The organism is Streptomyces sp. NPDC053474 (assembly GCF_044544845.1).
Lineage (GTDB): Bacteria > Actinomycetota > Actinomycetes > Streptomycetales > Streptomycetaceae > Streptomyces.
In genome coordinates this window covers 31,449-45,798 of sequence record NZ_JBITXV010000015.1, presented here as the reverse complement: position 1 = coordinate 45,798, position 14,350 = coordinate 31,449, and the positions used below count along the sequence as shown (strand labels likewise).

Genomic DNA, 14,350 nt, shown 5'->3' with positions numbered 1-14,350 from the left:
GCCCCGGCGCGGGGGCGGCGCACCGCACTCTCCCCCCCTTGTCTCTAGGAGCTAGGCCAGATGGTGAACGACGACAAAATCCGCCGCCTTCTCAAGCAGGTGACGGCGGATCTGCACACGACTCGTCGGAGAGTGCGCGAACTCGAGTCGAAGGACGCGGAGCCGGTCGCGATCATCGCGATGAGCTGCCGCTTCCCCGGCGGCGCGAGCACTCCCGAAGCACTGTGGGAGCTGGTGCGGGACGGTGTGGACACCGTGTCCGCGTTCCCCGGCAACCGCGGCTGGGACGTGGCCGGGCTCTACCACCCCGACCCCGACCACCAGGGCACCACGTACACCCGCGAGGGCGGGTTCGTGTACGACGCCGACGCGTTCGACGCGGGCTTCTTCGGGATCTCGCCGCGCGAGGCACGCGCCATGGACCCGCAGCAGCGGCTGCTCCTGGAGACCGCGTGGGAGGTCGTCGAGCGCGCGGGCATCGACCCGCAGAGCCTGCGCGGCAGCCGCACCGGCGTGTTCACCGGCACCAACGGCCAGGACTACACGGCCGTCGTCGCCGAGGCCGCCGACAGCGTCGAGGGATACTCCGGCACCGGCAACACCGCGGCCGTCGTCTCCGGCCGCCTCTCCTACACCCTGGGCCTGGAAGGCCCGGCGGTGACCATCGACACGGCCTGCTCGTCCTCGCTCGTCGCGCTGCACCTGGCCGCGCAGGCGCTGCGGCAGGGCGAGTGCGGTCTCGCCCTCGCGGGCGGCGTGTCCCTGATGTCGACGCCCACCGCGTTCGTGGAGTTCAGCCGCCAGCGCGGCATGGCCGCCGACGGCCGCTGCAAGGCCTTCGCGGAGGCCGCGGACGGCACCGGCTGGGGCGAGGGCGTCGGCCTGCTCCTCCTTGAACGCCTCTCGGACGCGCGGCGCAACGGCCACGAAGTGCTCGCGGTCGTACGGGGCTCCGCCGTCAACCAGGACGGTGCCAGCAACGGCCTGACCGCCCCCAATGGGCCCTCCCAGCAGCGCGTCATCCGCGCCGCCCTCGCCAACGCCCGCCTCACGGCCGCCGACGTGGACGCCGTAGAGGCCCACGGCACCGGCACCACCCTCGGCGACCCCATCGAGGCCCAAGCCCTGCTCGCCACGTACGGGCAGGGACGGCCCCGCACCCGGCCGCTGTGGCTCGGCTCCGTCAAGTCGAACATCGGGCACACCCAGGCCGCCGCGGGCGCGGCCGGTGTCATCAAGATGGTCATGGCGATGCGCGACGGGGTCCTGCCGCAGACGCTGCACGTGGACCGGCCGAGCATGCACGTGGACTGGTCCGCGGGCGCCGTCGAACTCCTCATCGAACGCCGCGCGTGGCCGCGGCAGGAGGACGCGCCGCGCCGCGCGGGCGTCTCCTCCTTCGGCGTCAGCGGCACCAACGCCCACGTGATCATCGAAGAGGCCCCCGCCGCCGAGCCGCAGGGCCAGCCGGACGAAGGCCGCGCCCCGGCCGCCGAAGCGGACACCGGCGCGGCCGCCGCCCCCGCCACCGCCCCGGACGCGCGCCCCGCCGTCGGCCCCACGGTCTGGCCGCTGTCCGGCCGCACCGCGAAGGCCCTGCGCGCCCAGGCCGCCCGGCTGCGCGAACGGCTCCTCGACGACCCCGCCCTCGCCGCCGACGCCGACGCGCGCGCCGACCTCGGCTGGTCCCTCGCCACCGGCCGCTCCGCCTTCGAGCACCGGGCCGTGCTCATCGGCGAGGACCGCGACCGGCTCCTCACCGCCCTGGAGTCCCTCGCCGCCGAAGGGCCCGCCGCCCCCGGCACGGTGACCGGCTCGGTCGCCGAGGGCCGCCTCGGCGTCGTCTTCACCGGCCAGGGCAGCCAGCGGACCGGCATGGGCCGTGAGCTGTACGAGGCCTTCCCCGTCTTCGCGGCCGCGCTCGACGAGGCGTGTGCCCATATAGATCCGTGGATAGAACGTTCGCTCCAGAGCGTGATGTTCGGTACGGACGCCGAACTCCTGGAGCAGACCGGCTACACCCAGCCCGCCCTCTTCGCCATCGAGGTCGCGCTCTACCGGCTCGCCGAGTCCTTCGGCGTACGCCCCGAGGTCGTCGGCGGCCACTCGATCGGTGAGCTGGCCGCCGCCCACGTGGCCGGGCTCTGGTCGCTCAAGGACGCGGCCCGACTGGTCGCCGCGCGCGGTCGGCTGATGCAGGCCCTGCCCCGCGGCGGCGCCATGCTCGCCGTCCAGGCCGCGGAGGCCGACGTCGCCCCGCTCCTGGAGGAGGTCGCCGAGTGGGCGGGCATCGCCGCCGTCAACGGCCCCGCCCAAGTGGTGGTCTCCGGCGACCGCGGCGTCCTGGAGGACCTCGCCGTGCGGCTGCGCGCCGACGGCCGCAAGACCCGCTGGCTCAAGGTCAGCCACGCCTTCCACTCGCCCCTGATGGCCCCCATGCTCGACGAGTTCCGGCAGGTCGCGCGGGAACTGACGTACCAGGACCCGACGCTGCCCGTCGTCTCCAACGTCACCGGACGCCTCGCCGCCGCCGACGAGCTGAAGGACCCCGAGTACTGGGTGCGGCACGTGCGTGAGGCGGTCCGCTTCCACGACGGCCTCGGCGCCCTCACCGGCTTCGGCGCGACCACCCTCCTCGAACTGGGCCCCGACGCGATCCTCACCGCGATGGCCCACGACACCCTCACCGGCCCCGAGGCCCAGGCCGGACTCGTCCCGGCGCTGCGCCGCGACCGGCCCGAGCCCGACACCTTCCTGACCGCGCTCGCCCGTCTGCACGTGCGCGGCGCCACCGTCGACTGGACCCCGCGGTACGCGCCCCTCGGCGCGCGCCGCCGCGTCGCGCTGCCCACGTACGCCTTCCAGCACCAGAGTTACTGGCTGGACACGGCAGCCCCCGCCGCGCCGGGGCAGGCCGTGGGCGCGGCCCCCGCCGACAGCGCCGAGGCGCGCTTCTGGGAGGCCGTGGAGCACGAGGACCTCGGCGAGCTCACCGGCGCCCTCGACGTGCCCGGCGACGCCCCGCTCAGCGACGTCCTGCCTGCCCTGACGGCCTGGCGGCGCAAGCAGCGCACCACCTCCGCGCTCGACTCCTGGCGCTACCGCGTCACTTGGAACCCGCTGCCGCCGCAGGCCTCGACGTACGGCTCCGCGCTGACCGGCACCTGGGCGCTGCTCGTCCCCGACGGCCTCGCCGACCAGCCGTGGAGCGCCGCCGCCGAGCGTGCCCTCGCCGCGGGCGGCACCCGCGTCGTCGTGGTGCGCGTACCGGAGGGCGCGAGCACCGACCGCGCCGCCACCACCGCACTGCTGCGGCAGCAGGAGGCGGCGGAGTGGAACGGAGTCCTGTCGCTCCTCGCCCTGCCCGGGGCCGAGCGGTCCGACACCGGCGCGGAGGCGCCGCTCGCCGCGCTGCGCACGGCCGTCCTCCTCCAGGCCCTCGGCGACGCGGGCAGCACCGCCACCGTCTGGGCCGCGACCCGCGGCGCGGTGTCGACCACGCCCGCCGAGGCCCCCGCCGACCCGGCGCAGGCCGCGGTGTGGGGGCTCGGCCGCGTGGCCGCGCTCGAGTACCCGCAGACCTGGGGTGGCCTCGTCGACCTGCCCGAGACCACCGATGCCGGTGCCGTCACCGGACTCACCCAGGCCCTCGGCGCCCTGGAGGGCGAGGACCAGGTCGCCGTGCGCGGCTCCGGCGTGCTCGTCCGCCGCCTCGTGCGGGCCTCCCTCGGCGAGGCGCCGGGGACCGAGTGGACGCCGCGGGGCACCGCCCTGATCACTGGCGGTACGGGCGCGCTCGGCGCGCACGTGGCCCGCTGGCTGGCCCGCGAGGGCGCCGACCACCTCGTCCTCACCAGCCGCCGCGGCCTCGACGCGCCCGGCGCCGCCGAACTGAAGGCGGAACTGGAGGACTTGGGCACGGCCGTCACCGTCGCCGCCTGCGACGTCGCCGACCGGGACGCGCTGGCGCGGCTCCTCGCGGAGATCCCCGAGGGCACGCCGCTGACCGGTGTGTTCCACACCGCGGGCGTCCTCGACGACGGCGTCCTCGACGGCCTCACCGAGGACCGCGTCGCGGGCGTCTTCCGGGCGAAGGTGGAGTCGGCCCGCCACCTGGACGGGCTGACATCCGGCCTCGACCTGTCGGCGTTCGTGCTCTTCGCGTCCTTCGCCGGTGTCGTCGGCGGCTCGGGCCAGGGCACGTACGCCGCCGCCAACGCCGCACTGGACGCCCTCGCCGAGACCCGGCGCGCCGCCGGGCGCGCCGCGACGTCCGTGGCCTGGGGCCCCTGGGGCGGCACCGGCATGGCCGCCGAGGGCGCGGCCGCCGAACGCCTCAAGCACGGCGTGATGCCGCCCATGGACCCCGGCCTCGCGATCGCCGCGCTGCACCAGGCGCTGAGCCACGGCCAGACGCTGACCTCCGTCGTGGACATCGACTGGGCCCAGTACGCGCCCGGCTTCACCGCCACGCGGCCCAGCCGCCTCTTCGCGGACATCCCGGAGGCACGCGCGGCCCTCACACCGCCCGCCGAGCCCACCGGCGCCCCGGGCGCGGCGACGGGCGCCGCCTCCGCGAACGCGCTCGCCGACCAGCTCGCCGCCCTCGCCCCCGAGGACCGCGAAGCCGCCGTCCTCGACCTGGTGCGCCGCCGCGCCGCCGACGTCCTCGGCTATCCGAGCGTCGACGACATCCAGGTCAACCGCGCCTTCCGCGAGCTGGGCTTCGACTCCCTCACGGCGGTCGAGCTGCGCAACCTCATCGGCGCGGCCACCGGCCTCAAGCTGCCCACCACGCTGGTCTTCGACTACCCCACGCCCGCCGCGCTCGCCGCCCACCTGCGGACCGAGCTGCTCGGCGACGAGGCCGCGACCGCCCTGCCCGCCCCCGTCACCGGCGGCGGAGCCACGGACGAGCCCCTCGCCATCGTCGGCATGAGCTGCCGCTTCCCCGGCGGCGTCCGCAGCCCCGAGGACCTGTGGCGGCTCGTCGCCGACGGCGTCGACGCGATCGCCGAGTTCCCCGCCGACCGGGGCTGGGACACCGGCGCGCTCTACGACGCGGACGCGGACCAGACCGGTACCTCGTACGTCCGCCAGGGCGGATTCCTCTACGACGCCGGACAGTTCGACGCCAAGTTCTTCGGCGTCAACCCGCGCGAGGCGCTCGCCATGGACCCGCAGCAGCGGCTCCTCCTGGAGACGGCGTGGGAGGCCTTCGAGCGCGCCGGGATCGACCCGGCCGGGCTCGGCGGCAGCCAGATCGGCGTGTTCGCGGGCACCAACGGCCAGGACTACACCGCGGGCGTCGACCACGTGCCCGACGAGGTCGAGGGCTACCTCGGCATCGGCAACGCCGCGAGCGTCGCCTCCGGCCGCATCTCGTACACCTTCGGCCTCGAAGGCCCCGCGGTGACGGTCGACACGGCCTGCTCGTCCTCGCTCGTGGCCCTGCACCTGGCCGCGCAGGCCCTGCGGCAGGGCGAGTGCACCATGGCGCTCGCGGGTGGCGTCTCGGTGATGTCGACCCCGGCGACCTTCGTGGAGTTCAGCCGCCAGCGCGGCCTGGCGACCGACGGCCGCTGCAAGGCGTTCGCGGAGGCGGCGGACGGCACGGGCTGGGGCGAGGGCGTCGGCCTGCTCCTGGTCGAGCGGCTGTCCGACGCGCGCCGCAACGGCCACAAGGTCCTCGCCGTCGTACGGGGCTCCGCCGTCAACCAGGACGGCGCGAGCAACGGCCTGACCGCCCCCAACGGCCCCTCCCAGCGCCGCGTCATCCGCGCCGCCCTGGCGAACGCGGGCCTGAAGCCGGGCGACGTCGACGCCGTCGAGGCCCACGGCACCGGCACCACCCTCGGCGACCCCATCGAGGCCCAGGCCCTCCTCGCCACCTACGGCCAGGAGCGCGCGACGGCCGAGCCGCTGTGGCTCGGCTCCATCAAGTCCAACATCGGCCACACGCAGGCCGCCGCCGGTGTCGCCGGTGTGATGAAGATGGTCATGGCGATGCGCCACGGCGTCCTGCCCAAGACGCTGCACGTGGACGCCCCCACCACCGAGGTGGACTGGTCGGCGGGCGCGGTCGAGCTCCTCACCGGCGCCCGCGACTGGCCCGCGCGTGGCGACGGCACGCCCCGCCGCGCGGGCGTCTCCGCGTTCGGCGTGAGCGGCACCAACGCCCACGTCGTCGTCGAGCAGGCACCGGACGGCGAGCCCGCGCCCACCGCGGACGGCGGCGCCGCGCTCACGCCCGTGCTGCCGCTTGCCCTGTCGGCCAAGTCCCCCCAGGCCCTGCGCGAGCAGGCGGACCGGCTCCTGACCCGGCTGCGGGCGGACGTCGGCGCCGCACCGGCGGACGTCGGCCTGTCCCTCGCCACGACCCGCTCGCGCTTCGAGCACCGCGGCGTGGTGCTCGGCCGGGACCGCGAGGAACTGCTCGCTGGGCTCCAGGACCTGGCCGCCGGAGCCACCACCGGCGTGCGGGCCGTGTCCGGCCGCGCGCCGGACGGCCCGGTCCGACCCGTGTTCGTCTTCCCCGGCGAGGCCGCCGACTGGACCGACACCGTACGCGAATTGCTCGACGAATCCCCGGTGTTCGCCGCCCGCATGCGCGCGTGCGCGGACGCGCTCGCCGAGTTCGTGGACTGGAACCTGTTCGACGAGCTGGCCGGAGACCGGCTCGACCGGGCGGACGTGGCCGGGCCGGTGCTCTTCGCCGTCCTCGTGTCGCTGGCCGCCGTGTGGCGGGCGGCCGGTGTCGAGCCCGCCGCCGTGGTCGGCCACGGCGTGGGCGAGATCGCCGCGGCCTGCGTGGCCGGAGCCCTGACCCTGCGCGACGCGGCCCGCGTCGCGGCCCAGGGGGAGCAGCCCGACGAGGCCGCGCTCGCCGCCCTCGCCCCGCGCCCCGCCGACGTACCCCTGTACTCCACGACCACGGGGGAGTGGCTGACCGACAGCACCCCCATGGACGCCGGGTACTGGCGCCGCAACCAGCGGCAGGAGCCCCTCTTCGAGCAGGCCGTCACCGGTCTGCTCGCCGCGGGCCACGGCCTGTTCGCCGAGGTCGGCCCGCAGCCGGTCCTCGGTGACGCGCTGCGCGCGGCCGTCGAGGCCGACGGCCGTCCCGCGGTCGTGCTCGGCGCGCCGCGCGGCACCGAGGGCGGCACGCACCGCCTCGTGGCCGCGATCGCCGCGGCCCACGTCCACGGCGTCGAGCTGGACTGGGCGGCCCTCTTCCCGGGTGCCCGCGCCGACGTCGACCTGCCCACGTACGCCTTCCAGCACGAGCACTTCTGGCTCGTCGACGGGCGCGCCCCGGGCGGTGCGGCACAGCCCGCCACCGACGACACGGACGCCCGCTTCTGGGAGGCCGTGGAGCGCGAGGACCTTCAGCAGCTCGCCGCCGAGCTGGGGGTGGCGCCGGAGTCCACCGCCGACCTCTCTTCCGTGCTGCCCGTCCTGTCGTCGTGGCGGCGGCAGCGCCGCGAGCGGTCCACCGTCGACGCCTGGCGCTACCGCGTCACCTGGAAGCCCCTGTCCGGCGGCCTGCCCGCCCCGGCCCTCACCGGCCGCTGGCTGGTCGTCGTACCCGAGGGTGCGGCCACGCACCCGTGGACGGAGGGCGTCACCGACGCCCTGACCCGCGCCGGAGCCGAAGCCGTCGAACTCCGCGTTGCAGAAGCCGAGTTGACGCCCGAAGCCCTGGCTGAACGGCTGCGCGCGCACACGCCGGACGGGGACGCGCTGGCGGGCGTCGTCTCCCTGCTCGCCCTCGATGAGACGCCCCTCGCGGACCACCCGGCCGTGCCCGCCGGGCTCGCGGGCACCGTCGCGCTGGTGCGTGCCCTTGAGGACACCGGAGCCGAGGCCCGCCTGTGGGCCGTCTCGCACGGCGCCGTCTCCACCGGCCGCAGCGACCGCCTGACGAGCACCGCCCAGGCCCAGCTGTGGGGCCTTGGCCGCGTCGTCGCCCTGGAGCACCCCGAGCGCTGGGGCGGCCTCGTCGACCTGCCGCAGGCCCCCGACGTCCGCGCCGGGGCCCGGCTCACCGCCGTCCTCGCGGGCGTCCCCGCGACCGACGGCGACTCCGGCGCCGAGGACCAGCTCGCCGTGCGCGGCTCGGGCGTCTTCGCCCGCCGCCTCGCCCACGCACCCCTGGACACACGCCCCACGCAGGTGTGGGCGCCGCGGGGCACCGCCCTGATCACCGGCGGTACGGGCGCGCTCGGCGCGCACGTGGCCCGCTGGCTGGCCCGCGAGGGCGCCGACCACCTCGTCCTGACCAGCCGTCGCGGCCTCGACGCGCCCGGCGCCGCCGAACTGAAGGCGGAACTGGAGGACTTGGGCACGGCCGTCACCGTCGCCGCCTGCGACGTGGCGGAACGCGAAGCCGTCGTACGGCTCCTCGACGGCCTCGCGGACGACGGACACACCGTCCGCTCCGTCTTCCACGCCGCGGGCGTCAGCCCCGCCCTCGCCCTCACCGACACCACCCCCGCCGACCTCGACGAGGCGCTGGCCGCCAAGGCCGCGGGCGCCGCCCACCTCGACGACCTCCTCGCCGACGCCGAGCTCGACGCCTTCGTGCTCTTCTCGTCCATCGCCGCCGTCTGGGGCAGCGGCGGCCAGGCCGGATACGGCGCCGCCAACACCTTCCTCGACGCCCTCGCCGAGCGGCGCCGCGCCCGCGGCCTGACCGCGACCTCGCTCGCCTGGGGCGCCTGGGGCGGCACCGGCATGGCGGCCACCGCCGAGGCCGAGGAAAACCTGCGCCGCCGCGGCGTGGGGCTGCTCGTGCCGGACCTCGCCATCGGCGCGCTCGCCCAGGCCCTCGCCCTCGACGAGACCTGCCTGACCGTGGCGGACGTGGACTGGGAGCGGTTCGCACCCGCGTTCACCGCCGCCCGGCCGAGCCCCCTCCTCGGCGCCCTGCCCGAGCTGCGCCCCCGGCCGACCGGTCGCGCCACGGCCGCCGCGGCGGGCGACGCCGCGCCCCTGTCGGCGTGGGCCGCCGAGCTCGCGGGCCACCCGGAGGCCGAGCGGCAGCGCCTCGTGCTCGACCTCGTGCGGACCGAGGCGGCCGCCGCGCTCGGCTACGCGGGCGCCGAGGCCGTCGAACCCACCCGCGCCTTCCGCGAACTGGGCTTCGACTCCCTCACGGCGGTCGAGCTGCGCAACCGGCTCACCGCCGCCACCGAGGTCCAGCTGCCCGCCACCGCGGTCTTCGACCACCCGTCGCCGGACGTCCTCGCCCGCCACCTCCTGGGCGAACTCACCGGCGCCACCACCGCCGCCGCGGCCCCCGCGCCGCTGGCACAGCCCGCCGACGTCGCCGACGACCCGATCGCCATCGTGTCGATGAGCTGCCGCTTCCCCGGCGGCGCGAACACCCCCGAGGCGCTGTGGCAGCTCCTCGTCGACGGCACGGACGCCATCTCCGTCTTCCCCGCCGACCGCGGCTGGGACCTCGAAGGCGCCGCGCGCTACAAGCCCGAGGGCGGCTTCGTCTACGACGCCTCCGAGTTCGACGCCGGACTCTTCGGGATCTCCCCGCGCGAGGCCCTGGCGATGGATCCGCAGCAGCGGCTCCTCCTGGAGACCGGCTGGGAGCTGTTCGAACGCATCGGCATCGCCCCCAAGTCCCTGCGCTCCAGCTCCACCGGCGTGTTCATCGGCTCGGGCTTCCAGGGTTACGCGACCGGGCTCGACAGTGTCCCCGAAGGCGTCGAGGGACACCTGATGACCGGCACGTCCGGCAGCGTCATCTCCGGCCGCCTCGCCTACTCCTTCGGCCTGGAGGGCCCGGCCGTCACCGTCGACACGGCCTGCTCCTCCTCGCTCGTCGCCCTGCACCTGGCGGCGCAGGCGCTGCGCCAGGGCGAGTGCGACCTCGCGCTCGCGGGCGGCGTCACCGTCATGGCGACCGCGGGCGCCTTCGACGAGTTCTCCCGCCAGGGCGGACTCGCGGGCGACGGCCGCTGCAAGCCGTACGCCGAGGCCGCCGACGGCACCGGCTGGGGCGAGGGAGCGGGCCTGCTGCTCCTTGAGCGCCTGTCCGACGCGCGCCGCAACGGCCATGAAGTGCTCGCGGTCGTACGGGGCTCCGCCGTCAACCAGGACGGTGCGTCGAACGGCCTGACCGCCCCCAACGGCCCGTCCCAGCAGCGCGTCATCCTCCAGGCCCTCGCCAACGCCCACCTCGCCCCCGAGCAGATCGACGCCGTCGAGGGCCACGGCACGGGCACCGCGCTCGGCGACCCGATCGAGGCCCAAGCCCTCATCGCCACCTACGGCCAGGACCGGCCCGCCGACCAGCCGCTGCTCCTCGGCTCGGTGAAGTCCAACATCGGCCACACCCAGGCCGCCGCCGGTGTCGCCGGTGTCATCAAGATGGTCATGGCCATGCGCCACGGCGTCCTGCCCAGGACCCTGCACGTCGACCGGCCGAGCACCCACGTGGACTGGTCGGCCGGAACCGTCGAGCTGCTCACCCAGGCCCGCGACTGGCCCGACCGGGGCGGCTCGCCGCGCCGCGCGGGCGTCTCCTCGTTCGGCGTCAGCGGCACCAACGCGCACGTCGTCGTCGAACAGGCGCCCCGCCGCGGCAAGTCCACCACCGAGCCGTCCCGGCCCGCGGCCGCCGCGGGAACCGGCGTAGTGCCGTGGCAGGTCTCGGCGCGCAGCGCGGACGCCCTGCGCGCCCAGGCCGGGCGGCTGCGGGAGCGCCTCGTCGCCGACCCCGCCCTCGCCACGGACCCGGCAGCCCTCGCCGACGTGGGCTGGTCCCTCGCCACGGGCCGCTCGCTCCTCGAACACCGGGCCGTCGTCCTCGGCCGCGAGCGGGCCGACTTCCTGACCGGCCTCGACGCACTGGCCTCCGGTACGCCCTCGGGCGCCGTCGCGGGCACGGTCGTCGAGGGCCGCCTCGCCGTCCTGTTCACCGGCCAGGGCAGCCAGCGGATCGGGATGGGCCGTGAGTTGTACGAGGCCTTCCCGGTGTTCGCGGACGCCCTGGACGAGGTGTGTGCTCATATAGATCTCTGGATAGAACGTTCGCTCCAGAGCGTGATGTTCGGTGCGGACGCGGACCTGCTTGAGCAGACCGGTTACGCGCAGCCCGCGTTGTTCGCTGTCGAAGTCGCCCTCTTCCGGCTTGCGGAGTCCTTCGGTGTACGTCCGGAGATTGTCGGCGGTCATTCGATCGGTGAGCTGGCTGCGGCGTATGTGGCGGGGCTGTGGTCTCTGGAGGATGCGGCTCAACTGGTCGCGGCTCGGGGCCGGTTGATGCAGGCCCTGCCCGAGGGTGGGGCGATGCTGGCCGTGCAGGCCACGGAAGCGGACGTGCTGCCGCTGCTGTCGGACCGCGTGGGTGTGGCCGCTGTCAACGGTCCGACGCAGCTGGTGCTCTCCGGAGAGCACGCGGCTCTGGAAGGCTTGGAGGAGACCCTGCGGAATGAGGGCCGGAAGGTGAAGTGGCTGAAGGTGTCGCATGCCTTCCACTCGCCCCTGATGGACCCGGCGCTCGACGACTTCCGTAAGGTCGCGGCCAAGCTGACGTACCAGGATCCGACGCTCCCGGTGGTCTCCAACGTCACCGGTGAACTGGCTGAGCCTGCCGAGCTGAAGGACCCCGAGTACTGGGTCCGTCACATCCGTGAGGCGGTCCGCTTCCACGACGGCGTGAAGGCTCTCCAGGGGCAGGGTGTCTCGACGTTCCTGGAGTTGGGCCCCGACGCCGTCCTCACCGCGATGGCCCACGACACGGTCACGGACCCCGCCGCGCAGGCGGGCTTGATCGCCGCCGTCCGCAAGGACCGCCCCGAGCCTGACAGCTTCCTGACGGCCCTGGCGCAGCTGCACGTACGCGGCGCCGAGGTCGACTGGACCCCGCTGTACGCACCGGTCGACGCGCGGCGCCGCGTCGAGCTGCCCACGTACGCCTTCCAGCACGAGCACTACTGGCTGGAGACGGCGGCGGACGCGGACGGCCCCGTGGCGGCGGACGAGGTGGAGTCGCGGTTCTGGGAGACGGTGGAGAGCGAGGACCTCGCCGAGCTCGCCAAGACCCTGGCCGTGCCGGACGACGCACCGCTGACCGACGTCCTGCCCGCCCTCACGGCCTGGCGCAGGCAGCGGCGCGAGAGCTCGGCGCTCGACAGGTGGAGCTACCGCGAGTCCTGGACGCCGCTCACCGAGACGGCGGCCGGTGACCTCACGGGCACCTGGCTCCTCGTCGTGCCGGAGGGCCGCGCGGACGCGCCGTGGAGCACGGCCGTCGCCGACCTCACGGCCGAGCGCGGCGTGCGCCTCACCATCGTGGAGGTGCCCGGCCACGCCACCGACCGCCACACCGTCGCGGAACTCCTGCGCGCGGCGGCCGGAGCCACCGCCCAGGACTTCGACGGCGTACTGTCGCTGCTCGCCGCCGACGAAACCGCCGACGAACCCACCCACAGGGCGGCCGACGGCGACGTCGCGCTCGCCCTCGCGCTGATCCAGGCCCTTGGCGACGCGGGCGTCGACGCACCCCTGTGGTGCGCGACGCGCGACGCCGTCGCCGTGGGCGCCGCCGACGGCCACACCGCTCCGGAGCGGGCCGCGCTGTGGGGCCTCGGCCGCGTCGCCGCCCTGGAGTACCCCGAGCGCTGGGGCGGCCTCGTCGACCTGCCCGAGGCGGCGGACACCGCGGCCGTGGCCCGGCTCGCCCGCGTCCTCGGCGGCGCCTGGGCCGGTGAGGACCAGGTGGCGGTGCGCGGCTCCGGCGCGTTCGTGCGCCGCGTGGTGCGCGCGCCCCTCGACGACGCGCACGCCACCGGCTGGACCCCGCGCGGCACCGTGCTCGTCACCGGCGGTACCGGCGCCCTGGGCGGGCACGTGGCGCGCTGGCTGGCTCGCGAGGGCGCCGAGCACCTGGTGCTCACCAGCCGTCGTGGCGCCGAGGCGCCCGGCGCCGAGGAACTCCGGGCCGAACTGGAGGAGTCGGGCGTCCGCGTGACCCTCGCGGCCTGCGACGCCGCCGACCGCGACGCGCTCGCCCGCGTCCTCGACGACGTCCACGCCGACGCGCCGCTCACCGCCGTGTTCCACGCGGCGGGCGTCCTCGACGACGGCGTCCTCGACGGGATGACCGCCGAGCGGTTCGCCACCGTCTTCCGCGCCAAGGCCGAGTCGGCCCGGAACCTGGACGAGCTGACCGCGGGCCTCGACCTGTCGGCGTTCGTGCTCTTCTCGTCCTTCGCCGGAGTGGCAGGCGGCCCCGGACAGGGCAGCTACGCCGCCGCCAACGCCTTCCTCGACGGGCTCGCGCACGCCCGCAGGGCCCGGGGCCTGACCGCCACCTCCGTGGCGTGGGGCCCGTGGGCGGGCAGCGGCATGGCCGCCGAGGGCGTCGCCGCCGAGCGGCTGCGCGGCGGGATGATCCCGCCGCTCGACCCGGACCAGGCCGTCGCGGCCCTCCACCGGCTCCTGGCCCACGACCGCACGGCCGTGCTGGTCGCCGACATCGACTGGCCGCAGTACGCGCCCGCGTTCACCACGGTCCGGCCGAGCAGGCTCTACGCCGAACTGCCGGAGGTACGGCGCCTCTCCAGTGCCGTCACCGAGGGCGGCACCGGGCAAGGGGCCACAGGCGCGACCCCGGACCTGGCGGCGCGGCTCGCCGCCCTGGGCAGGCCCGAGCAGGAGCGGCTGCTGCTCGACCTGGTCTGCGAGCAGGTCGCGGCCGTACTCGGCTACAGCGGCGCGGCGGCCGTCGAACCCACCCGCGCCTTCCGCGAGCTGGGCTTCGACTCCCTCACCGCCGTCGAACTGCGCAACCGCGTCAACGCCCTCACCGGCCTGGTCCTGCCCGCCACGGTGGTCTTCGACCACCCGACGCCCACGGCCCTTGCCGACTGCCTGCGCACCGAACTCGCCCCCGACGCCGCCGACCCCGCGGCCCTGCTGCTCGGCGACCTGGACCGGCTCGAAGGCAGCCTCGCCGCCGTCGGATCGGCCGACGAGATCACCCGTACGAAGGTGGCGGTGCGGCTCCAGGCGGCGCTCGACCGCTGGAAGAACGGCGCCGCCGTCGGCGGGGGTGCCTCCGGCGCGGCCGACGACAGCGGCACCGGCGGCGACGTCAGCGAGCAACTGGCGTCCGCGAGCGACGACGAGATGCTCGAATTCATCAAGAAGCAACTCGGCAGGGGTTGAAAGGACCGGTAGCTTTGGGTAACGGTAGTTAATTGAACTGACAGCCCCTATCCGCCCCCTTTATCGCACCCGCCTCCGGCCGCATTTCGCGGAAATCCGGTAGGGGCGGGTAGGGGGAGGGTAGGGGTTGTTGGTCTTATAGCGCCCTCATAGCGTC

General features: G+C 75.6%; 1 protein-coding gene. It reads left to right on the top strand.

The features are described 5' to 3' along the window. Window positions 1–63 precede the first annotated feature (63 nt). Window positions 64–14,193, top strand: a complete 14,130-nt coding sequence (locus ACIG3E_RS30950) for a type I polyketide synthase (RefSeq protein WP_399622981.1) — start codon at window positions 64–66, stop codon at window positions 14,191–14,193. Window positions 14,194–14,350 lie beyond the last annotated feature (157 nt).